Origin of the sequence: Tardiphaga sp. (assembly GCF_028290785.1) — a bacterium.
Classification (GTDB): domain Bacteria; phylum Pseudomonadota; class Alphaproteobacteria; order Rhizobiales; family Xanthobacteraceae; genus Tardiphaga.
Window position 1 is genome coordinate 1 of the sequence record NZ_JAQGJD010000017.1, and the last position, 24403, is coordinate 24403.

The 24403-nt window shown below is 64.1% G+C and carries 28 protein-coding genes; 17 read left to right on the plus strand and 11 right to left on the minus strand.

The annotated features are described in order from the left end of the window. Both JWR89_RS00925 and JWR89_RS00930 read left to right on the plus strand, forming a co-directional pair. The coding region (locus JWR89_RS00925) for a CoA transferase (RefSeq protein WP_299710570.1) at positions 1-719 on the plus strand (719 nt) is incomplete at its 5' end. Positions 720-929: 210 nt separating this feature from the next. Continuing rightward, positions 930-1493, plus strand: coding sequence for a fasciclin domain-containing protein (locus JWR89_RS00930; RefSeq protein ID WP_299710573.1), 564 nt, complete (start codon positions 930-932; stop codon positions 1491-1493). A gap of 52 nt (positions 1494-1545) precedes the next feature. Here JWR89_RS00930 and JWR89_RS00935 read toward each other — a convergent pair whose 3' ends face one another. The 3 genes from JWR89_RS00935 to JWR89_RS00945 all read right to left on the minus strand — a co-directional run bounded on the left by JWR89_RS00935 (position 1546) and on the right by JWR89_RS00945 (position 4259). Continuing rightward, positions 1546-1704: a hypothetical protein gene (locus JWR89_RS00935; RefSeq protein WP_299710576.1), complete on the minus strand. Its 159-nt coding sequence runs from the start codon at positions 1702-1704 to the stop codon at positions 1546-1548. Between the two features lie 12 nt (positions 1705-1716). After that, a complete protein-coding gene (locus tag JWR89_RS00940; protein WP_299710579.1) occupies positions 1717-3240 on the minus strand; it encodes a hypothetical protein in 1524 nt (507 codons plus the stop codon). A 92-nt stretch (positions 3241-3332) separates the two neighbouring features. Beyond that, complete coding sequence (locus JWR89_RS00945) at positions 3333-4259, minus strand: hypothetical protein (protein ID WP_299710582.1); 927 nt, start codon at positions 4257-4259, stop codon at positions 3333-3335. Positions 4260-4429: 170 nt separating this feature from the next. Here JWR89_RS00945 and JWR89_RS00950 point away from each other — a divergent pair, with 170 nt between their 5' ends. After that, positions 4430-5041, plus strand: coding sequence for a glutathione S-transferase family protein (locus JWR89_RS00950; RefSeq protein WP_299710585.1), 612 nt, complete (start codon positions 4430-4432; stop codon positions 5039-5041). A gap of 25 nt (positions 5042-5066) precedes the next feature. Here the strand turns inward: JWR89_RS00950 and JWR89_RS00955 are convergent, their stop codons facing one another. The 4 genes from JWR89_RS00955 to JWR89_RS00970 all read right to left on the minus strand — a co-directional run bounded on the left by JWR89_RS00955 (position 5067) and on the right by JWR89_RS00970 (position 8740). Continuing rightward, positions 5067-5564: a TPM domain-containing protein gene (locus JWR89_RS00955; protein ID WP_299710588.1), complete on the minus strand. Its 498-nt coding sequence runs from the start codon at positions 5562-5564 to the stop codon at positions 5067-5069. Beyond that, positions 5564-6442: a YgcG family protein gene (locus JWR89_RS00960; protein ID WP_299710591.1), complete on the minus strand. Its 879-nt coding sequence runs from the start codon at positions 6440-6442 to the stop codon at positions 5564-5566. Before JWR89_RS00960 ends, JWR89_RS00955 begins: the two co-directional genes overlap by 1 nt. Positions 6443-6464: 22 nt before the next feature. Further along, positions 6465-7079, minus strand: coding sequence for a LemA family protein (locus tag JWR89_RS00965; protein ID WP_299710594.1), 615 nt, complete (start codon positions 7077-7079; stop codon positions 6465-6467). Between the two features lie 134 nt (positions 7080-7213). After that, positions 7214-8740, minus strand: a complete 1527-nt coding sequence (locus JWR89_RS00970; protein ID WP_299710597.1) for a class I SAM-dependent methyltransferase — start codon at positions 8738-8740, stop codon at positions 7214-7216. Between the two features lie 142 nt (positions 8741-8882). On the opposite strand from JWR89_RS00970, the gene JWR89_RS00975 reads away from it, so the two are divergent. The 3 genes from JWR89_RS00975 to JWR89_RS00985 are packed head-to-tail and all read left to right on the plus strand — an operon-like array spanning position 8883 to position 10574. Beyond that, on the plus strand, positions 8883-9428 hold the full coding sequence (locus JWR89_RS00975) for a tail fiber protein (protein ID WP_299710599.1): 546 nt from the start codon (positions 8883-8885) through the stop codon (positions 9426-9428). Between the two features lie 48 nt (positions 9429-9476). After that, positions 9477-10022, plus strand: coding sequence for a tail fiber protein (locus JWR89_RS00980; RefSeq protein WP_299710601.1), 546 nt, complete (start codon positions 9477-9479; stop codon positions 10020-10022). Positions 10023-10040: 18 nt separating this feature from the next. After that, entirely contained in the window at positions 10041-10574 is a 534-nt protein-coding gene (locus JWR89_RS00985) for a tail fiber protein (RefSeq protein WP_299710603.1), read from the plus strand. Between the two features lie 9 nt (positions 10575-10583). Here JWR89_RS00985 and JWR89_RS00990 read toward each other — a convergent pair whose 3' ends face one another. Then, positions 10584-10913 carry a hypothetical protein gene (locus tag JWR89_RS00990; protein ID WP_299710605.1) on the minus strand — a complete coding sequence of 110 codons (330 nt, stop codon included), beginning with the start codon at positions 10911-10913 and terminating at the stop codon, positions 10584-10586. A gap of 71 nt (positions 10914-10984) precedes the next feature. On the opposite strand from JWR89_RS00990, the gene JWR89_RS00995 reads away from it, so the two are divergent. The 7 genes from JWR89_RS00995 to JWR89_RS01025 all read left to right on the plus strand — a co-directional run bounded on the left by JWR89_RS00995 (position 10985) and on the right by JWR89_RS01025 (position 17467). Next, positions 10985-11500: a GNAT family N-acetyltransferase gene (locus tag JWR89_RS00995; protein WP_299710607.1), complete on the plus strand. Its 516-nt coding sequence runs from the start codon at positions 10985-10987 to the stop codon at positions 11498-11500. Between the two features lie 86 nt (positions 11501-11586). After that, positions 11587-12099, plus strand: a complete 513-nt coding sequence (locus JWR89_RS01000; RefSeq protein WP_299710609.1) for a helix-turn-helix domain-containing protein — start codon at positions 11587-11589, stop codon at positions 12097-12099. Next, entirely contained in the window at positions 12096-13508 is a 1413-nt protein-coding gene (locus tag JWR89_RS01005) for an MATE family efflux transporter (RefSeq protein WP_299710610.1), read from the plus strand. The genes JWR89_RS01000 and JWR89_RS01005 overlap by 4 nt, the downstream gene beginning before the upstream one ends. Before the next feature lie 135 nt (positions 13509-13643). Beyond that, complete coding sequence (locus JWR89_RS01010) at positions 13644-15035, plus strand: MFS transporter (RefSeq protein WP_299710612.1); 1392 nt, start codon at positions 13644-13646, stop codon at positions 15033-15035. Between the two features lie 200 nt (positions 15036-15235). Continuing rightward, a complete protein-coding gene (gene glgA / locus JWR89_RS01015) occupies positions 15236-16657 on the plus strand; it encodes a glycogen synthase GlgA (RefSeq protein WP_299710616.1) in 1422 nt (473 codons plus the stop codon). Positions 16658-16995: 338 nt separating this feature from the next. Continuing rightward, positions 16996-17169 (plus strand): hypothetical protein, encoded by a 174-nt coding sequence (locus JWR89_RS01020; RefSeq protein WP_299710619.1) that lies wholly within the window; start codon positions 16996-16998, stop codon positions 17167-17169. 19 nt (positions 17170-17188) lie between these two features. Then, complete coding sequence (locus JWR89_RS01025) at positions 17189-17467, plus strand: DUF1488 family protein (RefSeq protein WP_299710622.1); 279 nt, start codon at positions 17189-17191, stop codon at positions 17465-17467. Positions 17468-17511: 44 nt separating this feature from the next. On the opposite strand, the gene hutX is transcribed toward JWR89_RS01025, so the two are convergent. The 3 genes from hutX to JWR89_RS01040 form a co-directional block, all read right to left on the minus strand. Continuing rightward, positions 17512-18018, minus strand: a complete 507-nt coding sequence (gene hutX / locus JWR89_RS01030) for a heme utilization cystosolic carrier protein HutX (protein ID WP_299710688.1) — start codon at positions 18016-18018, stop codon at positions 17512-17514. 152 nt (positions 18019-18170) lie between these two features. Beyond that, positions 18171-18506 (minus strand): antibiotic biosynthesis monooxygenase, encoded by a 336-nt coding sequence (locus JWR89_RS01035; RefSeq protein ID WP_299710625.1) that lies wholly within the window; start codon positions 18504-18506, stop codon positions 18171-18173. A 97-nt stretch (positions 18507-18603) separates the two neighbouring features. After that, positions 18604-20961 (minus strand): TonB-dependent hemoglobin/transferrin/lactoferrin family receptor, encoded by a 2358-nt coding sequence (locus tag JWR89_RS01040; RefSeq protein WP_299710628.1) that lies wholly within the window; start codon positions 20959-20961, stop codon positions 18604-18606. A gap of 253 nt (positions 20962-21214) precedes the next feature. On the opposite strand from JWR89_RS01040, the gene JWR89_RS01045 reads away from it, so the two are divergent. From JWR89_RS01045 to JWR89_RS01060, 4 genes are read left to right on the plus strand one after another with little or no spacing between them, the layout of a single operon-like run. After that, positions 21215-21421: a hemin uptake protein HemP gene (locus JWR89_RS01045; protein WP_299710631.1), complete on the plus strand. Its 207-nt coding sequence runs from the start codon at positions 21215-21217 to the stop codon at positions 21419-21421. Positions 21422-21429: 8 nt separating this feature from the next. Further along, positions 21430-22389: a hemin ABC transporter substrate-binding protein gene (locus JWR89_RS01050; RefSeq protein WP_299710634.1), complete on the plus strand. Its 960-nt coding sequence runs from the start codon at positions 21430-21432 to the stop codon at positions 22387-22389. 1 nt (position 22390) lies between these two features. Further along, positions 22391-23488, plus strand: coding sequence for an iron chelate uptake ABC transporter family permease subunit (locus JWR89_RS01055; protein WP_299710636.1), 1098 nt, complete (start codon positions 22391-22393; stop codon positions 23486-23488). Beyond that, complete coding sequence (locus JWR89_RS01060; protein WP_299710639.1) at positions 23485-24285, plus strand: heme ABC transporter ATP-binding protein; 801 nt, start codon at positions 23485-23487, stop codon at positions 24283-24285. Before JWR89_RS01055 ends, JWR89_RS01060 begins: the two co-directional genes overlap by 4 nt. The last annotated feature ends 118 nt before the right edge of the window (positions 24286-24403 follow it).

Here is a 24403-nt window from a genome sequence, read left to right on the forward strand (position 1 = left end):
ATACCACGCCGGCGCGTTCGATCGCCGGCATGGGCGATCATCCCTGCGCCATGGCGCTGTATGGCGCCATCGTCACCGCGCTGTACCAGCGCGAACGCACCGGCAAGGGCTGCCAGGTCAAATCGAACCTGATGGCGAACGGCGTCTGGGCCTCCAGCGTGCTCGGGCAGGCAAAGCTGGTCGGCGCCACATTCGAAAAGCGCCGGCCGCGCGAGCGCGCGCTGAACGCCATGACCAATCACTACAAGTGCCGCGATGGCCGCTGGATCATGCTGTCGCTGCTCGCCGAGGAGCGGCAATGGCCGGCCTTCACCAAATGCATCGGCCGCGACGACCTGCGCGACGACCCGCGCTTCGCCACAAAGCCGGACCGCCACGCCCGTTCAATGGAGTTGATCGGCATTCTCGACGAGGTGTTCGCGACCCGCGACTTCGCGGAATGGCGTGCGCGGCTCGACGGCAACGGTCTGGTGTTTGGCTTTGTCGGCATTCTCGACGACATTCCGAACGACCAGCAGATGAAGGACAACGACGTGCTGATCCCGTTCGAGGACAGCGACCTCATGACCATCAACAGCCCGATCTGGGTCGGCGATGGCGCCAAGAAAAAGCCGCGCCTGCCGCCGGGCATCGGCCAGCACAGCGACGAGATTCTTCGCGACGCCGGGTTCGACGCCGCGGCCATCGCGACGCTGCGGGCATCCGGCACGGTGGCGTAGCGAGCATATACGACGGCCGTATCAAAGAGTTTCAGTTGCCAAAAATATGGTAATGGCCGGCACCATCGGTCATGATTCTGAAACCGTTCTTCCGAGATTGCGTAGCTGGTCCTGACAACGCGAAACGCATTTTCCGATGCGCGTTGCCGAGGGATCAGAATGCCCACGAATTATCGCTGGGCGTGCGAACATCAAACGGGAGACGATCAGATGTCCAAACGTATTGCACTGCTCTCATTCGCGGCTTTCAGCACGCTGATGATTTCCGCAAGCTTCCTGGAGCCCGCCACCGCCAAGATGATGAAGGGCGAGAGCACCGTGATGGTCGGCGGCGCGGCGATGTATCCGTCGAAGAATATCGTCGAGAACGCCGTCAACTCCAAGGATCACACCACGCTGGTCGCTGCCGTGAAGGCCGCCGGCCTCGTCGATACCTTGGCAAGCTCGGGTCCGTTCACCGTGTTCGCGCCGACCAACGCCGCGTTCGGCAAGCTGCCAAAGGGCACCGTCGCCACGCTGGTGAAGCCGGAAAACAAGGCGACCCTGACCAAAATCCTTACCTATCATGTAGTGCCCGGCAGGCTGGAAGCCGCCGACCTCACCGATGGCAAGCAGTTGACTACCGTCGAAGGCGAACAACTGACGGTCAAGCGTTCCGGCGGCAGGGTCATGATCGTCGATACCAAGGGCGGCATGTCGACGGTCACGATTCCGAACGTCAATCAGTCCAACGGCGTAATCCACGTGGTTAACACCGTGCTGATGCCCGGCTAGCGATCTTCATTCGCAAGGTAACAATGGCGCGCCCCCGTTAAGGGCGCGCCCTTTAGCGCGCCAGCATCCAGCCGAACACCGCGAGGCCGATCAGCACCGCGGCTGCGATGGCCCAGGTGCTGACGCGGATATCGCCCGTGGTCTGCCGCTCGCTTTCGTTCTCCGCGATGGTGCGGTCGCGTTCCTTGAGGTCCTTGTCAGCTTCGCTCATGCATGGTCCCCGTCATTTCACAAAACACATGCCGATGCGCGACGCCTTGTCAGCATCGACCGGCTGGCACGAGAGCCCCTCCGCGCAGTTCCACGACGCAAAACTCCTGTCCGCCATCTTCGCTGGTGTCCGATAGCAGGTCGCGCCCCAGCCATCGAGATATCCGGTGCCGGCGAGTGCAGCACTGCCGCGCATCTGCGGCCGATCGGAAAAACCGCGGGAATAGTCCGCTGCCACAGCATCGCGCATCGCCGCGACAATAGCGCGACGGCGCGGCTGATCGCCAACAAAATGCGGCGAGGCCGGCACCGTCGTCGTATTCGAGGGTTTCTCCGCTATCCAGTCCACACCGGGAAAATGGAAGCCGCCGATACCGCGGACCTGATGGCAGCCGCCGCAGGTGATGTCGTTAAGCCGCCGCGCAAAGCCGGCGGGCGTGCGGACGTTTTGCAGCACGACGCCGTTCGCCATCGCGGCTTTCAGGGCGGACACCACGTCGCCGTCGGTGAACACTGCCTTGCCGCCGGCGTGGTCGGACTGCATCAGGCCGTATTCAGGCTGTAGCACCGAGCGTTCAAAACCCGCCGGCGTCGCGGCGACCGAGCTCGTCGCCAGAAACTTTTCTGGGATCAGGATAGTACCGCGATCGAACTCACCGAGATGGGCGGGATCGAGCAGCCACGACTTGAAATCGCGCGCGAGACCGGCATCGGCCAGCAGCCGATCGCGGTCGATCTGGTTCTCCATCGGCGCCTCGATGAACGTCTTCGACGCGGCGTCGTAGCGAAACACCTTTTGCAGATAGTCGGTGCGGAAATCGCGGGTCGCCGATTTCGGCGCATGCGCGATCTGCAGGTTGGTCTCGATGCGATCGATGTTGTCAGGCTTGATGGAGCTGAACGCGCCATCCGACGCGAGCAGGCGTTCCGTCAGCTCTGCGCCGGTCTGCGGCAGATCCGAGGCGGCAAGCCAGCGCCGCGCAAGCTCCGCGCAGGTGATCGTGCTGTCCGACGGCTCCTTTGCCCGTAACACAAGATTCAGTGTCATCGGCAGCCGCGGCCGCGCGGCATCCTCGCCGATCCGCGTCAGCCGGTAGATCAGCCTGATCTCGCCACAGGTCTCGGGCGCCACATAGGCGCGGTCCATGCGGTTGACGATCCCCACCAGCACGAAGCGGGTATCGCCGGACCAGAGCAGGCCTTGCTCGAACAACTGAAAGTCATGGGGCGGGCCGACGCCGATGGTCTCGCGTGGCAGCAGCATCTTGTGCCGCGACACATAGCGCTCGAACTCGGCCTCGAACACCTGCCGCACCGGAGCGATCGCCGGCAGCGCGAACAGTTCGGCATTGTTGAGCGAAGTGCTGCGCGCGGGATCGAGCATCCGGCCAAGGCCGAATCCGGTCGATCCCGCGCGATCGATTTCGCGCAACGCCAGTGGATCGATGACCGCCAGGCTGCGCTGCAAGGCATCACCACGCGCCGCGTTCACCACGAGGCTGCACAGCAAGACGATGAGGACAGAGCGAATCCGCACAACGGGTTCCCGGCGCGTACCGAAAAAGCCGGCACGTCACGCGGAATCTAGCGGAAAAGCGCGGCCGCTGCACCAGCGGCCGCGCGAAGAGATCAGCGGGCGACGATCAGGCCCTTGCTGGTGACCACGGTCCAGCGGCCGTCCTGCTTGCGGATCGCATCGACGCGACCGAGCCCCGGGACCGGATCGCCGGCATAGACCTCGAAGATGCCCTGACGGCCCTCGATGGTGGCGCCGCCATTGGCGACGTCATGCAGCACCCAGCCATCCAGCGTCGGCAGCCGGGCGATTTCCGGCTTTGGTGCGGGCATAGGTGTCGGCGCTGGCGCGTTGATGGAACCGGTGACTTCCTTGGCGGGCACGGAAGCTACGGGCGTCACCACCGGCGCCGGCGCGGGAGCCGGCGTGGCGCGCATCTTCTCGACAGTCTCGCTGAGTTTGGCGAGTTTCGCGGCCGGCTCGGCCTGCGCTTTTTCGAGCTTGTCGAAGCGATCGGTGCTCTTCGCCGACAGCGATGCGATCTGCTTGCCGGCGCGCTCCGCAGTGACCTTCAGCGCCGCAATGTCGGCGTCGATGCGCATGACCGATTCTTCCAGCGCGCGGGCCTGGCTGACCGTGGTCCGGCTGTCGTCGCCGCCGAACAGATGGCCGATGCCGGCAGTGGCCAGCGACCCGCCGATGGCGCCGGTGACGGCGGCCAGCGCGATCACCGCGGCGACCATGGAAATCCGGCGCTGGCGCGGCACTTCGGCGTGGGCCTCCGCCTCGGCATGCTGCTCGGCATCCACATAGTCTTCCCAAGTCCGCTCGCGCTGCGGCGACATGATCATGATCTTGCCGGCGGGCGGCTTGACCTTGGGAGCCTCGACCTTCGGAGTATCGTTCTGCCCCGGCGCCAGATCGGGCGAGTCGACCCGAACGGCCGCAGCATCGTCGGACGCGCCGGCCGATGCGGTCGATCCGGTCTCGCCGGCGTCGGCTTTGAGGTCACTGTTGAGGTCAGCCTTGGGCTCGGTCACGACAATTCTCCGGGTAAGATGAACTATTTGGTAACTTTCATTGCTTGCCAAATCCTTACCGGCCGCCGTGGTTACGAAAATTTCACCTCTGTTCCTCGCCGCGCCGCACGCCTTGACGCCCGCACTGCGTTCCCGCCAAAAGGCAACAAACAAGATCCCGGGGAGCGACCATGAAGCTGTACGATTCGATCGGCCCGAACCCCCGCGTCATCAGAATGTTTCTCGCCGAGAAGGGCCTCGGCCTGCCCGTACAGACCGTCGATCTCGCCGCCGGCGAAAACCGCGAGCCGCCGCACCTAGCGCGCAATCCGCACGGCCAGATGCCGACGCTGGAACTCGATGATGGCAGCCATATCTCCGAGACCGTCGCGATCTGCGAATATATCGAGGAGACCCACCCGACCCCGGCGCTGATCGGCACCACTCCGCAAGAGCGCGCGGAATCCCGGATGTGGCGGCAACGCATCGATCTCAATATCTGCCAGCACATCGCCAACGCCTATCGCTTCGGCCGGGGCCTCAAGCGATTCGAGACCCGGATCGTGTGCGTCCCGGAAGCGGTCGACGGCTTGAAGAAGATCGTCGCCGATCGGCTGCACTGGCTCGACGACCAGATCGCCGGCAAGGCGTTCATCTGCGGCGAGCGTTTTACGCTGGCAGATATCAAGCTGTACTGCTGGCTGGATTTCGCCGGCCAGGTCGGCCAGCCCTGGGATCAGGCAAATACAAACATCGTGGCGTGGTTCGCGCGGGTGACGGCGAGAGAATCCACGAAGGCGTAGTTCCGTTCTCGTGTCCCGCCGTCAGCTACATCACCACCGGTGCATCAGGCAGCTCGTTGATCGCCGCGCCATGCTTCGGAAAGTGGGTCGCCAGATGCTGCGTCACGGCGTTGATGCCCGCGATCACGCCGCGCTCGAAATGGCCGGCGCGGAACTCGGCTTCCATCGCCTGGCAGATCGTCTCCCAGCCTTGGGTGCCGACGTGGGCGTCGATGCCGCGATCGACGACGATCTCGACGTCGCGGTCGGCTAGCAGCAGATAGATCAGCACGCCGTTGTTGTGCTGGGTGTCCCAGATCCGGAGTTGCGAAAACACGTCGATGGCGCGTTGCCGCGCCGATTGGCCGCGAAACAACGGTGCACCGTCGAGTGCGCCTTCGACCACGAAGCGGATTTGCCCGGCGTGGCTGGCCTCGGAAGCCTTGATCGCCTGCTCGATGGCGGCGAGCGCCTGCGGCGGAAACGCCTTGCGGACCCGCGACTGGTTGCCGAGCAGATGCTTGCCGATCCGTGCGATGCCCATCACCAACTCCCCGACGCGCCGCCGCCACCAAAATTGCCGCCGCCGCCGCTGAAACCGCCGCTATCGCTGGATGAACTGCCAGACGACCACGATCCGCCGCTGCCGCCGATATAGCCCCCGCTGCGCCGGCCGCCGCCGCCGGACGTGAAGGCGTCGCCGATCAGCGTCACGACAAAACCGATCACGCCGGCTAGGCCCGCCAGCAACGCCGTGCCGACGATCAGCCAGACCGCCACGGCGGCTAGCCCGCCAGTGGCCAGCGAGCCGAACAGACGGCCGAACATCCCCCGCAGGATGCCGCCGCCGATGATGACGCCGAACAGCAGGAAGGGCGCGAACTGCTCGAGCTGGTCGGCGAAATTGGAGCTTGGCTCGCGTTCTGCCGGTGCCGGCAGCGGCTCGCCGTCGATCACCTTCAGAATCCGCTCGATTCCGGCCGTGATACCCCCGGCGAAATCGCCGGCCTTGAAGCGCGGCGTGATGACCTCGTCGATGATGCGCTTGGTTGTCACGTCGGTAAGCGCGCCTTCGAGGCCGTAGCCGACTTCGATGCGCAGCTTGCGGTCGTCCTTGGCGATGACGAGGATGGCGCCGTCGTCAACCTTGCTGCGGCCGATCTTCCAGGCTTCCGCCACCCGGATGGAAAACTGTTCGATGGATTCCGGCGCCGTTGTCGGGACGATCAGCACCGCGACCTGACTGCCCTTGCGCGCCTCGAAATCTTTCAGCGTGCCATCGAGTGCGGCCTGCTGATCCTGGCTCAGGGTCATGGTCTGATCGACCACACGGCCGCTGAGCCGGGGCACCGCGACGTCCGCCAGGGCGGCGACGCCCCAGCACAGCAACAATGCGACAAGACAGGCCCTGGCGGCCTTCACGGCAAACACCGGCGGACGCCGGCTACTTGGCCGGAGCCGCGGGCGCCGGCGCGTTGAAATCGACCTTCGGCGCGGTGGAGATCTCGCCCTCGTTCGCCACCGAGAAGTTCGGCTTTTCCTTGTAGCCGAACAGCATCGCAGTCAGGTTGTTCGGGAAGGTGCGCACCCCGACGTTGTAGTCCTGCACCGTCTTGATGTAACGATTGCGCGCGACGGTGATGCGGTTTTCGGTGCCTTCGAGCTGCGCCATCAGGTTGGTGAACAGCGCATCCGATTTTAGCTGCGGATAATTCTCGGTGACCACCAGCAGGCGCGACAGCGCGCCGGACAGTTCGCCCTGTGCGGCTTGGAATTTTTGGAAGGCCGCCGGATCGTTCAGCACTTCCGGCGTGGCCTGGATGCCGCCGACCTTCGCGCGCGCGTTGGTGACGCCGAGCAGCACGTCCTTCTCCTGCTGCGCGAAGCCCTTCACCGAATTCACCAGGTTCGGCACCAGATCGGCGCGACGCTGATACTGGTTGACGACCTCGGACCAAGCAGACTTGACCTGCTCGTCCGTGCTCTGGATCGCGTTGTAGCCGCAATTGGTCAGGCTGAGGGTCGCCAGCGCTGCCAGCACGGTCCAAAGTTTACGCATGAAAGTCTCCTGTGACGCGGCCCATCGACTGGCCCGCTTCTAGCACACAGGAACTCGGGAAACGCCAAGAAGTTCAATTTAGGGAACCCGCTATCTTCTGTCGGCCCTTGGCGCCAGCACGCAGCGGGTAAGATTCAGATGAGCCCCAGTCGTCGCCACAGCGGCAGGCTTTCCGCTATTATGTACTGCATCGGCGCGGCCAGAAAATCAGTTGCCTCGGTGTCGTCCGCGATGGCCACGCCATCGCGGATCGGACGCCGGCCCAGCGCGGCGATGATGGCCAGGCTTCGCTGCGCCAGGCTTGCAGGATCGAGCGCCACGCCGTCCGCGGCGGCGGCCAGCGCGAGCAGGTCGACATCGCTGACCGCAAGGCCGGTGCCACTGACCGGCGAGGCCAGATGGCTGTAGACCACGCCACGCCGCGCCGCTTCCACGACCATCGTGTTGAAGCGCCGGGCCGGCGCGACATCGATATGGTGAGATGGCGGCACCGCATGAACCTGCCGCGAGTCGACCAGCAGCACCAGGCAGTGCAACAGCCGTTCCAGCGGCGCGCCAGCGAAGGCCGGCAACCGAGCGAGGTCCTGAAAGCCCGCGCCTTCCGCCAGGCGATCCGCCAAAGGACCGTACAGATCGGCCGCGCCGGTCAACGGGCCGGCGGGCCCGTGAAAGTCGAGGCGGAGCTGCGTCCTCGGCACCGCGAGCATGAAACGGAATTTTTCCAAAGCCTCGCGCTGCTGGTCCGGCGTCAAGAGCTGGATATCGCGCGAAAACAGGTCGCGACGAAAGAAGCGGTTCGCGGCAAAATCGCGCAGCGTCTCGCGCAGCACTGGATCGTTGGTCTGTGCCAGCAACGGCAGTGCAGCGGCGGGCACGCCGAGGGCGTCGAAGTTCTCGATGGGGTTCGCCGATGCGGCAAAGCGAAGCCCGGCGCCGTCGAGTAGCGACGCGGTCTCGGCAAAATTCAGTGGCCGTGCGGCGCCGGCAAGATATTCATGGGCGAGATAGGCCGGGTCCAGCGCCAGCATGTCATCGAGATGCTGCGCCGCGGCGGGATTCCTGGCGAACAGCGGCGCATTGGCGCGGCGCAGCCGCTGCAGCCAGTCCAGTGCCATCGCCATCTGCGCCTGCGATCCGCCCGGCCCAAGGCGCTTGATCTCCAGGATGAGGTCGCGGATTGGCGACAGCGCGGCCCACGCCACCGCGGAATTGTAGGAGACATACAATACGCCGTCGTCGCGCAGCCGTCGCTTCAGAAACGCGACGATCTGGTGCTGCACGTCGGGTGCGACCCAGCTTACGATGCCATGCGCCAGGACGATATCGATATCCGGGTCACCAGCCAGCTGCGCAGCGGCAGCGAAGTCCATCTCGTGGACGGCAGCATTCTGCAGTCCCGCATCGGCGATGAATCGCCGCGCCTGTGCTACATGCTCGGAATTGAAGTCGCAGCCTTCGAAGTACACGTCGGGATTGGCCGCGGCCAGCAAAGCGATGCCGAAGCCCTGTCCCGCACCGAGTTCGAAGACGCGCTTCGGCTGCAGCGCACCACCTGCCGCGCACCCCGCCGCCAATGCGCTAAACGCCATCCAGTGCGGCGCCGTCTGCGGATAGAAGCCAGCCGTGTAGCCGACGTCACAAATGTAGTTGCCCTGCCGCACGACGTCTCACCATATTCCACATTGTAGTTGGCGTCGGGCGGCGCTGCGGCATCAAACTTTGGCAGCCAGACGTCTTGCCTTTGTTATTATTATCAACGTAAGATTGCATCAGCAATCGTCGTGACTTCATTGCGAGGGTGGAATGGCGCAGCCTTATATCGGCCAGATACTGACGTTCGCCGGCAATTTTGCACCCCTGGGATACTTGCTCTGTAACGGCCAATCGCTGTCTATCTCGCAAAATGACGTGCTCTTTCAATTGATCGGCACGACCTATGGCGGCGATGGCGTCAACACTTTCAACCTCCCCAACCTTCAGGGACGAACGCCAATCCACATGGGCCAGGGGCCCGGCTTGGGTAATTACGTTATCGGACAGATCGCGGGCACCGAGGGCGTTACCCTGATCAGCCAGCAACTCCCCCAGCACAATCATTTCGTCGCGGTTGTCACCGGCATACGATCCAGCAGCGCGCAACCCGCCACGAATGCGGTGCTCGGTGACATGGGGCCTTCCCAGACGACCTCGACGAACACCTATTTGCCATATGCCGCCAGTGGTCAGACCGCGTTGGCGCCGCAGAGCATCACGATAACGGGACAGGGTAACGCGCACGAAAATCGCCAGCCTTACCTAGCCATTACCTATGCCATTGCGGTCCAGGGAATGTATCCGGCACAGCAATGAAGTCGGTAGAGAGCGGCGGGCGCGGCATCATATTCTGGGGAGACAAGCATGACCGAGTCATATGTCGGACAAATCCAGCCTTTCGGATTTGCCTTCGCGCCGAGAAACTGGGCCACGTGTGCGGGCCAGATTTTGCCTATCCAGCAGAACACAGCGCTCTTTTCCATCCTTGGCGTCAACTATGGCGGCAACGGCTCGAGCAATTTTGGGCTGCCTAATTTGCTGGGTAGCGTGGCGATCGGCGCCGGTCAGGGCGCCGGGCTCTCGAATTACGTTATCGGAGAGACTGGGGGCACGCCTCAAGTCACTCTCACCATCAACGACCTTGCACCCCATACGCATGCATTGAATGCCACCACTTCGTCTGCACAGAGTTTCACCGCAGCGGCCAATCAACTAGCCAGCGGTGGCGGCGGCAAAGGCGGCGGCGACAAGGCGTTGATCTACAGCACGAACGTCAACAAGGCGACCACGGGACTGGCCCCATCGACGATCGGCCCGGCGGGCAGGAGCACCCCCCATAACAACATGCAACCTTATCTTGCGGTCAATTTCTGCATTTGCCTGGCCGGCAACTTCCCACCCCGAGGCTAGGCTCCCGGAGCGCATCCCATGTCCGAATATTTTATTGGTACCATTCAATTGTTCGCCTTCGGTTACCCCCCGAAAAACTGGGCGCTCTGCAATGGCCAGATCATGGCTATCAATACCAATCAGGCGCTGTTTTCGCTGCTAGGCACGGCGTATGGCGGCGACGGCGTCAGAACGTTTGCCTTGCCGGACCTGCGTGGCAGAACGCTGACCAGTGCGCAGCTGAGTGCGATCGGCCAGCGCGGCGGCGAAGAAATGCACACGCTGTCGCTCGACGAGATGGCCGGCCATAACCATACGCTGATGACCGACTCGACGACGCCTGGCTCCGCCAACAACAATACGCCGTCGTCCGCTTCGGTGCTCGGGGCCAGCGCCGGGACGGGAAGCGCAGCCACCGTTTACATCTACAACCCCGGCGGCACGCCGAATAACGCATTGGCGACACAGAGCCTCGGCAACGCCGGGAATTCCCAGGCGCACGACAACCGCATGCCGTATCTGGTGATGAATTACTGCATAGCGCTCAACGGCGTATTTCCGTCGCGCAGTTGACGCTGCAGTTCAATTGAAAACGGCTTGGTAGTCCTGAAACTCCGGTTCCAGCGTCTGGATCGGCGCCACATAGATCGAGTAGGTCGGACCGTCCTCAATGCTGCAGCGATAGGATCCTTCCGCCAGCCATTCGCGTTGACGCGCATCGCGGAAGATCAGCGTGAACGGCCGTCGCTTGACACGTTCGGGAAGCGGCCGGTCGTCGCTGACGATCGTCAGCAATGGCAGCACGTAGGCGGTGTCCTGGAAACGAAAGGCTTTTCCCACATGCGGCAGGAAGTGTTCGATCAGCAGGAATTCGGGCGGCGCTCCGGTGGGGACATCTGCTTGCAGTCTCATCGCACCTGCGCTCCCTGTTTGTGTAGCAGCACAATGCCCGATGCCGCGACGGATTTCCAGAGCCGGGCATCATGAGCAAGGAAGTTCGTCACATCGACGCGGCGGGCAGCCGGATATCGGTGCGCGAACAGACCCCGGAAGACGAAGCATTCCTCTATTCACTGTTTCGTGCCAACAACCTGCGTACGCTCGAACTCTCCGGGCTGCCGCTGGCGTTTCTCGACGATCTCGTCGCCATGCAGCATCGTTCGCGGATGCAGACCTATCAGAAGATGTTTCCGTCGGCCGCCTGGTCGGTGATGGAGCGCGAGGGCAAGCCGGTCGGCGAGATCGTCGAGCACGACGAAGACGACTGCATCTATGTGGTCGATATCGCGCTGCTGCCGGAGTGGCAGGCGAAAGGCATCGGCACGGCGCTGATGCGCGAGGTGATGGATCGCTGCGCGGCGCGCGGCATCGGCGTCCGCGCCAAGGTCATGATCGCCAACGAGCCCTCGCTCGAGATGTTTCGCAAGCTCGGCTTCGTAGCCTCTCCGCCCGACGACATGTCCTTCATCGAATGGCGCCTTCCGGCCCCAGCCCGCTGATTTCGCATACCAGAACATCAGTCACTTTGGGTCGCTACACGGTCTAGTGACTTGCATCATAATAGTCACTTCATTACGCTTTGTTGATGCAGCGCAAAAGCTTTGGAAATATGGAGTGTCCGATCGCCCGCAGCCTTGAGCGCGTCGGCGAGTGGTGGAGCATTTTGGTCCTGCGCGACGCCATCTACGGCTTGACGCGGTTCGATCAGTTTCAGAAGAACCTGAATATCGCGCCGAATATCCTGACCCGGCGCCTTGCGGCCCTGGTCGAGGCCGGGCTTCTGGAGCGGCGGCTGTATTGCGAGAAGCCGCCCCGTTACGAATACATCCTTACCCCCCGAGGGAGAGATTTTCGTCCTATCTTGTTCTCGCTGCAGGCCTGGGGCAACAGATATTTCGCCCCTGAAGGCGCCAGCGTCGTGCTGATCGACAAGAGCACCGGCAAGGCCGCCGACCCCATTCTCGTCGATCGCCTGACCGGCAAGCCCATCACCGACGCGACCCACGCCAACGCCGCGGGCCCGGCCGCCGGCCCTCGGGTGCAGAAGCGCCTCGCCAAATCCGGCAAGATTGCTACCCCCTCTCAGGACGCGCCATGAAACTCGATCCGCCGCAGGCCATCATCGCCGCTACCGCCGTTCACGAGATGAATCCGCGCACCCGCATCCTGCTGCATGCGCCGATCGTGCCGACGCTGCTGAAGATGGCATGGCCGAACCTGCTGGTGATGCTCGCGCAGGCTTCCACCGGCCTGATCGAGACCTGGTGGGTATCGCATCTCGGCGCCGACGCGCTGACCGGCATGGCCGTGGTGTTTCCCGGCTTCATGATGATGCAGATGCTGTCGGCCGGCGCGATGGGCGGCGGCATTTCCTCGGCGATCGCGCGTGCGCTGGGCGCCCGTCGCCATCATGACGCCGAGGCGCTCGTGATGCACGCCGCCGGGCTCAATATCGCGATCGGCCTGTTCGGCGCCGCGATCTTCCTGATCTGGGGCCGCCCCCTCTATCACGCCATGGGCGTCGAAGGCGGCGCGCTCGAAGCCGCCATGGCGTATTCCAACGTCGTATTCGGCGGCAGCGTGCTGGTCTGGCTGATGAACGCGCTGGCCAGCATCATCCGCGGCACCGGCAACATGCTGGTGCCGTCGCTCGCAGTCTGCATCGGCGTGGTGCTGCTGATTCCGCTGTCGCCGCTGCTGATCTTCGGCTGGGGCCCGATCCCGGCGCTGGGCATCGCCGGCGGAGGCTGGGCCGTCGTGATCACGACGGCTATCGTGACCGCGGTCCTTGGAGGCTACATTCTGGCGGGCCTCAGTGTCGTGCGCTTCAAGCTGGCGCGGCCGCGCTGGGACCTGACCGCGGACATTTTGCGCGTCGGCGCCATTGCTGCCGTGGTCTCGTTGCAGACCAGCCTGACGGTGCTGTTGACGACCGCGCTGGTCGGCGCCGCCGCCGGCGGCGATGCCGTGGCCGGCTTCGGCACCGGCGTCCGGCTGGAATATCTGATGGTGCCGCTGGCATTCGGCTTCGGCGGACCTTTGGTCGCCCTGGTCGGCACCAACATCGGCGCCGGCCAGGAGGCCCGCGCGCTGCGGGTCGCGCTGATCGGCGGCGCCATGGTGTTCGTATTGACCGAAAGCGTCGGACTTGCCGCCGCGATCTGGCCGGCGGCCTGGCTCGGCCTGTTCGGGACAGACCCGCAGATGATCGAAACCGGCAGCGCCTATCTGCGCATCGTTGGTCCGGCCTACGGCTTCTTCGGCCTCGGCCTGTCGCTGTATTTCGCCTCGCAAGGCGCCGGAAAAATGATCTGGCCGCTGATGGCCGGCGTGCTTCGGCTGATCATTTCGATCGGCGGCGGCTGGCTGGCGCTGCGGCTGACGGGATCGCTGACTTGGCTCTTTGTCGCGCTGGCTGTAGCGCTGGTCGTCTACGGCACGATCATCGCCACCGCGGTGGCATCCGGTGTCTGGTTCAAGCCGGCCAGGTCCGCAAAGGTCATCTGATCCCTGGGATTGCTTGTCGCGACGGGTGACGGCATGCATATGCCTCATGCACATCGACGCCTGCAGGGCGCCGGCGATCTGTCCTAGAAGGCAGGCTCTGGCGGCCATCTTGGGCGCCGTCCGAGGAATTCCCCGATGGCCGATGGACTTGCGATGCCCGAACCCTCGCCTGCTGACGGACTGTCCGGCGAGCAACGGCGCTGGGCCACGCTGGCGATCTTCACCGCGCTCGCCATGGCCTCGCTCGACACCGCGATCGCCAATATCGCGCTGCCCGCCATCGCCGCCGACCTGCACGCCACGCCGGCCGACGTGATCTGGGTCGTCAACGTCTACCAGATCGCCATGGTGGCGACGCTGCTGCCGCTGGCCGCGCTCGGCGAGATCGTCGGTCACCAGCGCATCTATCTCGGCGGACTGCTGCTGTTCACCATCGCCTCAGTGGCCTGCGCGCTGGCCTGGTCGCTGCCGACCTTGCTGATTGCCCGCGTCCTGCAAGGCCTCGGCGCGGCCGGCATCATGAGCGTGAACACCGCGCTCGTCCGTTTCGTCTATCCGCAACGCATGCTCGGCCGCGGCTTCGGCCACAATGCGCTGGTGGTCGCCATTTCGTTTACGCTCGGGCCGACCATCGCGTCGGCCATACTGTCGGTGGCGACTTGGCCTTGGCTGTTCGCCATCAACCTGCCGTTCGGCCTGCTGGCGATCGCCATCGGCATGAAGACGCTGCCGAAGACCTCGCGCGCGACCCATGCCTTCGACTTTCCCGGCGCCGCGCTGGCGGCGGGCTGTCTCGGCCTGCTGATCCTCGGCATCGGCAGCGCCGCGCATCACACGGCGCCGTCGGTGGTTGTCGGCGAACTCGTCGCCGGCGTCCTGTTCGGCTGGCTGCTGATCCGCCGTCAGGCCGACCATCCGGCGCCGATGCTGCCGATCGACCTGTTCCGCCGGCCGGTGTTCGCGCTCTCCGCCGCCACTGCGGTGTGCTCATTCTCGGTGCAGGGCCTCGCCTTCGTCTCGCTGCCGTTCTACTTCGAGGACATCCTGCACCGCTCGCAAGTGGAAACCGGATTTTTGCTGACGCCGTGGCCGCTCGTCGTCGCCGTCATGGCGCCGATCGCCGGTGGATTGTCGGACCGCTATCCCGCCGGCATTCTTGGCGGCATCGGCCTGGCGATTCTCGGTGTCGGGATGGCGTTGCTGGCGATGCTGCCGGCGGAACCGAGTATCGCCGATATCGTCTGGCGCATGGTGATCTGTGGCGCCGGCTTCGGCTTCTTCCAGGCGCCGAACATGAAGGCGCTGATGGCAAGCGCGCCGGCGGGCCGCAGCGGCGGCGCGAGCGGTATCGTCGCCACCGCCCGGCTGACTGGCCAAACCACCGGCGCCGCGCTTGCTGCGTTCTGCTTTGGCCTGGCTGGGCAAGAAGGCGCCACCCTGGCGCTGGCGCTCGGCGCCGGATTTGCCGCCATCGGCTGCATCATGAGCTTCCTGCGCCTGATCGTCCGGCCCTCGCCCGCCGTGTAGCTTTTGTGAAAGAATCTTCGGACTTACGTTTCTATTTCGCAATGCTGTATTAAGTGATGTGCTATACTGCAGTGCAGAGAGAGCTTTTCTGCACTGCAAGTATCAAACCGAGGTTCCCGTTTTTCAACCCCGGTTCCATTGCTGGCTGAACGTGGAACTATTTCGTATATTTGCAGTAGCCGCTGCTACGAGGGCACTTCTTGAGGGTTCTATTCGTCACCCCAGAGATTGACGACTTCATTCGGGTGGGAGGCCTAGCAGCCGTCTCCGCCGCCCTGCCCCGGGCATTGCGCATCTGGACCGACGTCAGGGTGATGCTGCCCGGCTACCGCGGCGTGGTCGCCCAGTTTGAAACCATCGACGTGGTGGGCCACTGCCCGGCGCTGGCCGAGATGCCGGCCTGCCAGTTGGGACTGGCTTCGACCAAGGACGGCATGCCGGTCTACATCCTGCTCTGCCCGGAACTCTACGACCGCCCCGGCAATCCCTATGGCGACGATTGCGGTCGCGACTGGCCGGACAACGACATCCGTTTCGCACGCTTTGCCTCCGCCGCCGCCCTGCTGGCGGCCGGCAGACTGGACAGCAACTGGGCTGCCGATCTGGTCCATGCCAATGACTGGCAATCCGCCATGGTGCCGGCCTATCTGGCCTGGAGCGGCGTCAAGATCCCGACCATCCTGACCATTCACAACCTTGCCTATCAGGGCCTGTTTCCCAAGGAGTCGCTGCGCCGGATCGGCGCGCCGGTGGAATCCTTCCACATCGACGGGCTCGAATTCTACGACAAGCTGTCCTTTCTCAAGGGCGGGCTGATCTATTCCTCGCACCTGACCACGGTCAGCGAGACCTACGCCCAGGAGATTACCACGCCGGAACTTGGCTGTGGCCTGGAGGGCCTGCTGCGTACCCGCTCCAACAAGGCGCAACTCACCGGCATCCTCAACGGCATCGACGAGAGTTGGGATCCGCGCGTCTGCGCGGAACTGATGCGACCATTCGGCGCCGGCGACTGGGAAGCCAAACGCGCCAATGCCGATGGCGTTCGTCAGCAATTCGGGCTCGCGCTATCACGCGGGCCTATTTTCGGTCTGGTCGCCCGCCTCGTGCACCAGAAGGGCGTCGATCTCGTGCTGTCGGCCGCCGACGCCATCGTCTCGGCGGGCGGACAGATCGTCGTCACCGGCACCGGCGAGCCGGAAATCGAGCAGGCCCTGATGGCCGCGCATCGCCGCCGCCCCGACGCCATCGGCGTCGCGATCGGCTTCAACGACCGCGAAGCGCGGCGAATCTTCGCCGGCAGCGACTTCACTCTGATGCCGTCGCGGTTCGAGCCCTGCGGGCTGAGCCAGATGTATGCGCAGCGTTTCGGCTCGCTGCCGATCGGGCATCAGACCGGCGGCCTCGCCGAAACCATCGTCGATGGCGAGACCGGCTTCCTGTTCAGCAAGCCTTCCACGGAATCGCTGCTCGGGGGCATTTTGCGCGCGTTCGCGACGTTCGGCTCGAAAGACCGGCTCAACTCGATGCGCCGCAGCGCGATGTCGAAATCGTTTAGCTGGAATATCTCGGCGGCGAGCTACAGCGCGCTATACCGCAAGACGGTGCTCGCCGGCGTGTGAACCTCGTCCCCCGGACGCGCGATTGGTGCTCCAGCTTCTCCACGTCATGGCCGGGTCTTTCCCGGCCATCCACGGCAACATGCGCATCCGCGCGTGGGAACGTGGATACCCGGCATGCGCCGGGCATGACGGAGTCTGTGGGACGGCCTGTCGCCGAACATTCTGGATCGATGAGGAATGCTGCCAGAGATGACAAGAGATCAATTTGAGACATAGGCACGGTGGCGCGACTGCATCTTCCCTTCTCCTCGCGCGCGACGAGCAGCGACTGGCAAAAACATTGCCATGGCTATTGCCCCCGAAAGGGCGCACCGTGAAATTCACCCAAAGGAAATTGCATGCAGAACCTGTTGTCGCGCCACGTCCAGACCGAAGAATCGCTCCGTCTCGGCGTCGCCTCGGGCTGGTACAGCACCAAGGTCAGCGGTACTTTCGTCACCGGCCCGCATGCCTCCGAAAAAGAATGCCTGAGCAAGATCGCCGAGCTCAACCCGCCCGTGAAGCGCAAATAAGCGGAACGGGAGATTTTCGATGGCGCTGACCGACGCAGGCTTCACCGATTACGATATCGACCGCTCGGTCGTGCTGTTCACGATGATGGACGACACGACCCGCGTCCCCTGTGCCATCAGCACCGATGCGATGGACCAGCTTGAGGGCGCCAAGCGGACGCCGCCGGGACAGCGCGAGCAGCAGTTTCTGCGGCTGCGCGACAAGATCGGCGAACGCGCGTCGCAAAAATTCATCGCGGTCGAGCTGGAAGGCAAGCCGCCCGGCATCATTCTGCGGGCGATCGATTTTCGCGGGTAGCGGTTCTTACCTCTCCCCGCAAGCGGGGAGAGGTAAGAAAAGCTTCACCCACAAATCGTCTGGGCCAGCGCGCGAAACCGCGTGAGCTGGTCCTGCTTCAAGGCCCGCGTCTCGTCGCGGCCGACGAACACCTTGAACATCACGCCACCATCGACGTTGAGAAATGCCGCGAAGGCCGACGACTTGCCCATGAACGGGCGCTCGACAAAGGCGATGCCGGCGCAGCGTTCATGGCGCAGATGGCCGTGCAGGCCGGTTGGATGGCTCAGATTAAAGTAACCACGGCCGATTGAGCCCGGCGCCACCGGATCGGTGATCTCGAAGATCCCGTCGTCGGTATGCACGATCAAGGTCACCACGCCCCAGGTGGCGATGTCCTGCATCGCCGCCACGAAGGCATCGGCGCCGCCGCCGATCTTCACCATCTCTGCGGGCAATGCCTCGATCACGGCGCGCGGCGTGACTTTTCGATCCCGCGCCACGTCTTCGATGACAGCCCCCGGGTTGTCACGCATATAAGTGGTGAGATCGTCGAGCATGGCGGTAGTCATGATGAAATCCTTGAAGTCCGGTGCGACATTCTGCAATTGGCCCCTCCTCCTTCATTGCGAGGAGCCGTTGCGACGAAGCAATCCAGTTCTTTCGGTGCCGGACTGCTGGATTGCTTCGCTGCGCTCGAAATGACGAACGAGACGCCTGCGTTTCAGGCTGCGGCGCTGGTCTTGCGCTCGGACTGGATCACTTCAAAACCCTCGAACTTCGGATGACCGAGATACAGGCTCTCTCCGGTCTTGTTGTCGGCGCGGGCGTGGGCCTTTCGGAACTGCTCGGACTTGGTCCAGGCCTCGAAATCGGCCTTGCTGGCCCAGGTGGTGTGCGACGAATACAGCGTGTGGTCTTCGGCGACGGGGCCCTTCAGCAGATGGAATTCGACGAAGCCCGACAGTTCGCTGAGGTAGGATTCACGGGTCGCCCAGACGGTTTCGAACGCCTGCTCGGAGCCGGTCTTGACCTGAAAACGGTTCATCGCGATGAACATGGAATATCTCCTGTTGAGTGTTGGCAGTCACCATAATGGAAATCGCGCCCGGACATGAGCGCGATTTCTTGACGTGTGGGTCGTTTTCAGGACGCGATCATGCGCCGCCGAAATGGATCTTCAGGCCGCCCTTGTAGACGATACCCGGGCCGGCGCTGGTCCACAGCGCGTCGTTCTGGGTAGTGCCGTCCACGGAGTTACCGGGAATGGCATAGGGACGATAATACTGGTTGAGCAGGTTATCGACCGAGAAGTTCAGCGTGACGTCCCGGGTCGGCTGGTAGGCGACGTTGAGGTTGACCAGGTCATAGGCCGTCGAGGGCGAATAGCCGACCGGGATGTCGTTGTTCGCTGCCACCGAGGCCCACTGCGCCGAGATCGTCAGCTTGCGATCCAGCAGGCGGACGCCGCCGGTGGTCGTCACCTTGCGCGGCTGCACGGTGGCGAGGCCAATCCCGGTATCGGTGTTCTTGCCGCGCTGAACCGTGGCGCCGACGCCAGCGAACCACAGGCCGGCGTCGTAAGACGTTTCCGCTTCGAAGCCTTCGATCTTCGCCGACGCGATGTTCTGGTACTGATAGTTGCGGCTGAAGGGTCCGAATGGTGTCGCCTCCGGCGTGGAAGCGACCAGATCGATGTAGTCGGTGACGTCGTTACGGAAGAAGTTGAACTTGGCGCGGAAGCTGTCGCCCGACGCGAAGATGTCGTTGTACTTCAGGTTGACGCCGATTTCCTTGGTCTTGCCGACCTCCGCCCGCAGGTTCGGATTGGGCAGGAAGCAGAACAGGCCGCCAGTGCCGTCGGCACAGGTGAAGAAGTTCGGGCCGCCACCGGCTGCATGGCTGCCGGCGATCAGCGTCTCGGTGATCGACGGCGCACGGTAGCCCTCGGCATAGCTCACATAGGGCGTGAACCCTGCGACCGGCGTGACGCCAACCGTGATCTTCGGCGACAGCCGGTCGCCGCTGGACGAGGTGTTGCCGCCCGCCAGGCCGCTGGAGTTGAGTTCGTAATGGTCATAACGCAGCGCGCTGACGACTTCGAGCCAGGACGAATAATTGTTCTTCAACTGGATAAAGCCGCCCGAAACCGTGCGCTCACCGCCCGGCGTGGTGATGTTGGAGTTGCCGCGCGTATCGAAGGTGGTGACCTTGTCGTTGAAGGCGTCGAAGCCATAGGTCACGGCGTTGCGCCAGTCACCGATATTGAAGCGCGAGGTATTGTTGACGTCGATGCCGATGGTGTCGATCAGATAACCGCGCGGATCGCCGACACAGCCGGAAATGTTGTTGCCGGCGCTCCCGGCGCCGCACAGCGCCGCGCCCGAAGTGGAATAATGGTACGTCTTGGTCTGGTCGTTATCGGTGCGGTTGCCGTACAGCGACACGTTGAAGTCGAACAGCATGTCGTCCGGCCGCGAATATTTCCAGCTCACCGTACCCGTGTAGTTCTTGGCATTCGAATCGTAGACCGACGAGCCCTGGTTCAGCGCCTGCTGGGCGCGGGTGACGACCGGCCCCCGATTGAGCTGGCCGATGGTGTACTGATAGTCCTGAAACACGCCGCCGAACTTGACCTCGTGGCCGTCCGCGGGCCGCACGGTGAGCTTCATCAGGCCGGCTGCGATCTCGTTGCCGGTATTGCCGATCGTGGTGCCGGCGCCGTCCTGGTAGTTGCCCTGGGTGCGGTACACGGCGCCACCGAACACATCGACGGTCGGATCGACACGGACGCCGCCAAACACCGAGCCGAGGCCGCGATTGTTGTTGGAGCCGTAGGAGCCGCTCATATCGACGCCCCAGCGTTCGCCGGGCCGCAGCACGTCCTGGATGTCCTTGGTGCGGAACGAGGCCACGCCGCCGATCGCGCCGGAGCCGTAGATGTTGGCGGTCGGGCCGCGCACCACATCGACGCTGCCAATCAACTCGGGATCGAGGAAGAACGAGCCGTTGGCATTGTGGCCGGTGCGCTGATAGTTCTGCCGCGCGCCATCGACGATCACAGCGACGCGGCCGAAATCCTGCAGGCCGCGGATATTGACCGCGGTCGAGGCGTCGTCGCCGCGATCCTGCATCCAGACGCCGGGCATGTTGTAGAACAGGTCACTGAGCCGCTTGGGCTGCTGCAACTGGATCTGTTCCAGCGTCACAACGCTGACCGGAGCCAGCGCATCGATCGCGCGCTCTTCGGTCTTGGTCGCGGAAACGGTAATGGTATCAAGCGACTGGGCGCCGTTGGCGCGACCGATCTGGGCATTGGCCTGACGCACCTGCGCGGGGACGTCGGCCTGCGCGGCGCGCTTCTTCTTGGTGGGTTTGGGCTTCTGCGGCTGCACGGCAGCGGCTGCATCTTGCGCCTGCGCCTGCGCCAAACCGGACTGGGCGAGCAACATCGCCATCGACAGGATCGACGCCCCCAGCAACGACGCACGCGTATTCAAAGCCCCAAAAGCCATTCTAGTCCCCAGCTCACTATTTGATCAATGCGTGGCTGGCTGGCGCTGCGCGGGGGCAGTTGGCTTGCTGGCTCCTGTATCAATACGTGGTGATGCCACCGTATCGCCATTTTCGATTACGTCGCCGGCGCGAGGGGGTCAAGCAGCGCCGGCGCTCTTTATACCAATTGTAGACTGCGACGCTTGGCGATTTCGCCTGAGCAAAACTATAACGGCGACAGAGACTTTCATGGACGGGACTTTTTAAAACGCAATGGACACAGGCCCTAACGACGCAGCCGGCGATGCTGCCGCAGCGTCTCACGCCAAATCTGCACCGGAGCGCAACGTCGTTGTCGCCGGCAATCGGATCAACAGCCGCGAATTGTTCGCGGACGAGCGTGAGCTGCTGATCACCCACGGCGAGGACACCTACCGTCTCAGGCTGACATTCCAGAACAAGTTGATCCTCACCAAATGAGCCTGGCCATGCCCTCTTGCCGCCGTATCGCGATTCGGCTTGCTGCCGCGACCTGCTGTCTCGCGATGACGGCGGTCGCGAGCGCCGAAGATATCATCGTGCATGACGCCCGCGGTCACGACGTCACCATCGGCCGTCCGACGCGCATCGTCTCGGTGGGCGGTGCAGTGACCGAGATCCTCTATGCACTCGGCGTCGAGGATCGCATCGTCGCGGTCGATACCACCAGCCTGTATCCACCCAGCGCAATGGCCGACAAGCCCAATGTCGGCTACATGCGCCAGCTCTCGGCGGAAGGCGTGCTCGGCCTCCATCCACAGCTGGTGCTGGTGATCGCCGGTTCCGGCCCGAAGGAGACCATCGACGTCATCGATGCCGCCAAGGTGCCGCTGATCATGGTGCCCGAGACTTTTACCGAAGACGGCATGCTCGCGAAGATCCGGCTGGTGGCGCGGGTCGCCGGCGTCGAAGCGCGCGGCGAATGCCTGGCTGCCGCCGTATCGAGCGACTTGACGTGGCTGCGCGACCTGCGCGGCAAGGTGAAGACCCCGCCACGGGTGATGTTCGTGATGTCGTTCCTCGATGGCCGCGCCATGGTCGCCGGGCAGAAGACCGCCGCCAACGAGATCATCCAGATGGCCGGCGGCGTCAACGTGGCCGATAGCTTCGACGGTTACAAGATCATGAATGACGAGGCGATCGTCGCGGCGCGGCCCGACCATGTGCTGTCGATGGACCGCGGCAAGGAATCGATCAAGGCCGCCGACGTGTTCGCCAGCCCGACTTTCGCGCTGACCCCGGCGGCGCAGAGCAAGAGCTTCATCGCCATGGACGGGCTCTATCTGCTCGGCTTCGGCCCGCGCACCGCCGCGGCGGCGCGCGACCTCGCCGCAAGGCTCGATCCGGCGCTGGCCGCGGAAGCGGCGAACTTCAAGCCGGCGTCGCTGACCGTCAACTGCCGTTCATGAGATGAGCGGCACCGACGTCAAGGTGAATGCATTCGTCAGGACGATCGGCCGAGTGCGACGGCCGCCCGCGCCGGTCGTGCTGTGCGGCCTGCTGCTGGCGCTGCTACTGACGGTGCTGCTGGCGGCGACAGTGGGCGCCGCCGGGATTCCGCTGGCGCGGCTGCCCGCGGCATTGGGGCTGGTCGCGTCCGAGCCCGGCCAGGCCATGGCGTCGCGCGACCAGTTGATCCTGTGGTCGATCCGGATCCCGCGCATTGCGGTAGCGGCGATGATCGGCGGGCTGCTCGGCGCATCCGGCGCGATCATGCAGGGGTTATTCCGCAACCCGCTGGCCGATCCCGCTTTGGTCGGCGTCTCCAGCGGCGGCGCATTGGCAGCCGCCGGCGCCATCGTGATCAGCGACAGCCGGTTCGCGACGCACCTTCAGTTTCTGCAGCCATGGCTGCTGCCGCTCGCCGCCTTCGCCGGATCGCTGGCGACCACCATGCTGCTGTACCGCATCTCCAGCCGCAGCGGGCGGACCTCGATCGCAATCTTCCTGCTCGCCGGCATCGCCATTGCGGCCATCGCCAATGCCGGCATCGGCCTGCTGGTGTTCATCGCCGACGACCGGCAGCTGCGCGACATCACCTTCTGGCTGCTGGGCTCGCTGAGCGGCGCGACCTGGAGCAAGGCCGCCACCCTGACGCCGGTGCTAGGATTGTCGCTGGCCGCGATGGTGTTCGTTCACCGCGGACTGGATGTGCTGATCCTCGGCGAATCCGAAGCGTTTCATTCCGGCGTCGATGTCGAGCGGCTGAAGCGTATCTGCATCGTGCTGGTTTCCGCGATGACCGGAGCCGCGGTGTCGGTATGCGGCGTGGTGGGATTCGTCGGCATCGTGGTGCCGCATCTGCTGCGGCTGGTGATCGGCCCCGGCCACCGGCTGCTGCTGCCGGCCTCGGTCGGGCTCGGCGCGGTGCTGCTGGTCGGCGCCGATACGCTGGCGCGTACCATCGTGTCGCCGGCGGAAATGCCGATCGGCATCCTCACCGCCGCCGTCGGCGCCCCGGTGTTCCTGCTGATCCTGCTGCGCCAGCGCGGGCTGGTGGGGCTGTGAACGCCGTGCTCGAAGCCGCCGGCGTCCATGTCAGCATCGGCCAGACGACACTGATCGATGGCATCGACCTGCGCATCGACGACGGCGAGATGGTTGCCATTGTCGGCCCCAACGGCGCCGGCAAATCGACGCTGCTGCGGCTGCTGTCCGCCGACCTGCGCGCCAGCCATGGCGTGGTACGATTGAAGGACCAGGACATTCACGCCTATGCACCGCATGCGCTGGCGCTGCGCCGCGCGATGCTGTCGCAGCATGTCAGCGTCAGCTTTCCCTTCACGGTGGAGGAGATCGTGCGGATGGGCCGCGGCAGCCAGGCCGTCGCGGCGGCGCAGCCGCTCATAGATGCCGCCATCGACGAAGTCGGCCTCAACGACTTCCGCCACCGCGAACTGCCGACGTTGTCCGGCGGCGAACAGCAGCGCGCGCATTTCGCGCGGGTGCTGGTGCAGCTCGCCTGCGGCGAGGCGGTGCAGGGTCCCGGCGTTCTGCTCCTCGACGAGCCGACCTCGAGCCTCGATCTGAAGCACCAGATCGCGCTGGTCGAGATCGCGCGCCGGCGCGCACGCCGCGGCACCGCCGTCGTCGCGGTGCTGCACGATCTCAACCTCGCGGTCCGCTTCGCCGACCGCATCATCGTGCTGCGCCACGGCGCCATTGCCGCAGAAGGCACGCCGGCGGAGACGATCACCAGCGAGGTAATCCGGCAGGTGTTCGAGATCGACGTCGCGGTGGAACGTAGCAGCGACGGCTCCCCGTTCCTGCTGCCGCAAGCGATGCGACAGATTTTAGGCGAATAGTTCCGTCGTAGCGAGAGTTCCGCGTTCAACGTTGCAATATCATTGTGCGAGGGAATCTCACATTTATATGAACCCTCGATGAACTGCCGCATTGCCTCTATGTCGCAACATCACGGAG

What these genes read in the sequence shown, in the direction of transcription:
- JWR89_RS00930 (WP_299710573.1), top strand. Translation starts at nt 930, where the DNA reads ATGTCCAAACGTATTGCACTGCTCTCATTCGCGGCTTTCAGCACGCTG.
- JWR89_RS00935 (WP_299710576.1), bottom strand. Translation starts at nt 1,704, where the DNA reads ATGAGCGAAGCTGACAAGGACCTCAAGGAACGCGACCGCACCATCGCG.
- JWR89_RS00950 (WP_299710585.1), top strand. Translation starts at nt 4,430, where the DNA reads ATGAAGCTGTACGATTCGATCGGCCCGAACCCCCGCGTCATCAGAATG.
- JWR89_RS00955 (WP_299710588.1), bottom strand. Translation starts at nt 5,564, where the DNA reads ATGGGCATCGCACGGATCGGCAAGCATCTGCTCGGCAACCAGTCGCGG.
- JWR89_RS00965 (WP_299710594.1), bottom strand. Translation starts at nt 7,079, where the DNA reads ATGCGTAAACTTTGGACCGTGCTGGCAGCGCTGGCGACCCTCAGCCTG.
- JWR89_RS00975 (WP_299710599.1), top strand. Translation starts at nt 8,883, where the DNA reads ATGGCGCAGCCTTATATCGGCCAGATACTGACGTTCGCCGGCAATTTT.
- JWR89_RS00980 (WP_299710601.1), top strand. Translation starts at nt 9,477, where the DNA reads ATGACCGAGTCATATGTCGGACAAATCCAGCCTTTCGGATTTGCCTTC.
- JWR89_RS00985 (WP_299710603.1), top strand. Translation starts at nt 10,041, where the DNA reads ATGTCCGAATATTTTATTGGTACCATTCAATTGTTCGCCTTCGGTTAC.
- JWR89_RS00990 (WP_299710605.1), bottom strand. Translation starts at nt 10,913, where the DNA reads ATGAGACTGCAAGCAGATGTCCCCACCGGAGCGCCGCCCGAATTCCTG.
- JWR89_RS00995 (WP_299710607.1), top strand. Translation starts at nt 10,985, where the DNA reads ATGAGCAAGGAAGTTCGTCACATCGACGCGGCGGGCAGCCGGATATCG.
- JWR89_RS01000 (WP_299710609.1), top strand. Translation starts at nt 11,587, where the DNA reads ATGCAGCGCAAAAGCTTTGGAAATATGGAGTGTCCGATCGCCCGCAGC.
- JWR89_RS01005 (WP_299710610.1), top strand. Translation starts at nt 12,096, where the DNA reads ATGAAACTCGATCCGCCGCAGGCCATCATCGCCGCTACCGCCGTTCAC.
- JWR89_RS01010 (WP_299710612.1), top strand. Translation starts at nt 13,644, where the DNA reads ATGGCCGATGGACTTGCGATGCCCGAACCCTCGCCTGCTGACGGACTG.
- JWR89_RS01020 (WP_299710619.1), top strand. Translation starts at nt 16,996, where the DNA reads ATGCAGAACCTGTTGTCGCGCCACGTCCAGACCGAAGAATCGCTCCGT.
- JWR89_RS01025 (WP_299710622.1), top strand. Translation starts at nt 17,189, where the DNA reads ATGGCGCTGACCGACGCAGGCTTCACCGATTACGATATCGACCGCTCG.
- hutX (WP_299710688.1), bottom strand. Translation starts at nt 18,018, where the DNA reads ATGACTACCGCCATGCTCGACGATCTCACCACTTATATGCGTGACAAC.
- JWR89_RS01035 (WP_299710625.1), bottom strand. Translation starts at nt 18,506, where the DNA reads ATGTTCATCGCGATGAACCGTTTTCAGGTCAAGACCGGCTCCGAGCAG.
- JWR89_RS01040 (WP_299710628.1), bottom strand. Translation starts at nt 20,961, where the DNA reads ATGGCTTTTGGGGCTTTGAATACGCGTGCGTCGTTGCTGGGGGCGTCG.
- JWR89_RS01045 (WP_299710631.1), top strand. Translation starts at nt 21,215, where the DNA reads ATGGACACAGGCCCTAACGACGCAGCCGGCGATGCTGCCGCAGCGTCT.
- JWR89_RS01050 (WP_299710634.1), top strand. Translation starts at nt 21,430, where the DNA reads ATGCCCTCTTGCCGCCGTATCGCGATTCGGCTTGCTGCCGCGACCTGC.
- JWR89_RS01055 (WP_299710636.1), top strand. Translation starts at nt 22,391, where the DNA reads ATGAGCGGCACCGACGTCAAGGTGAATGCATTCGTCAGGACGATCGGC.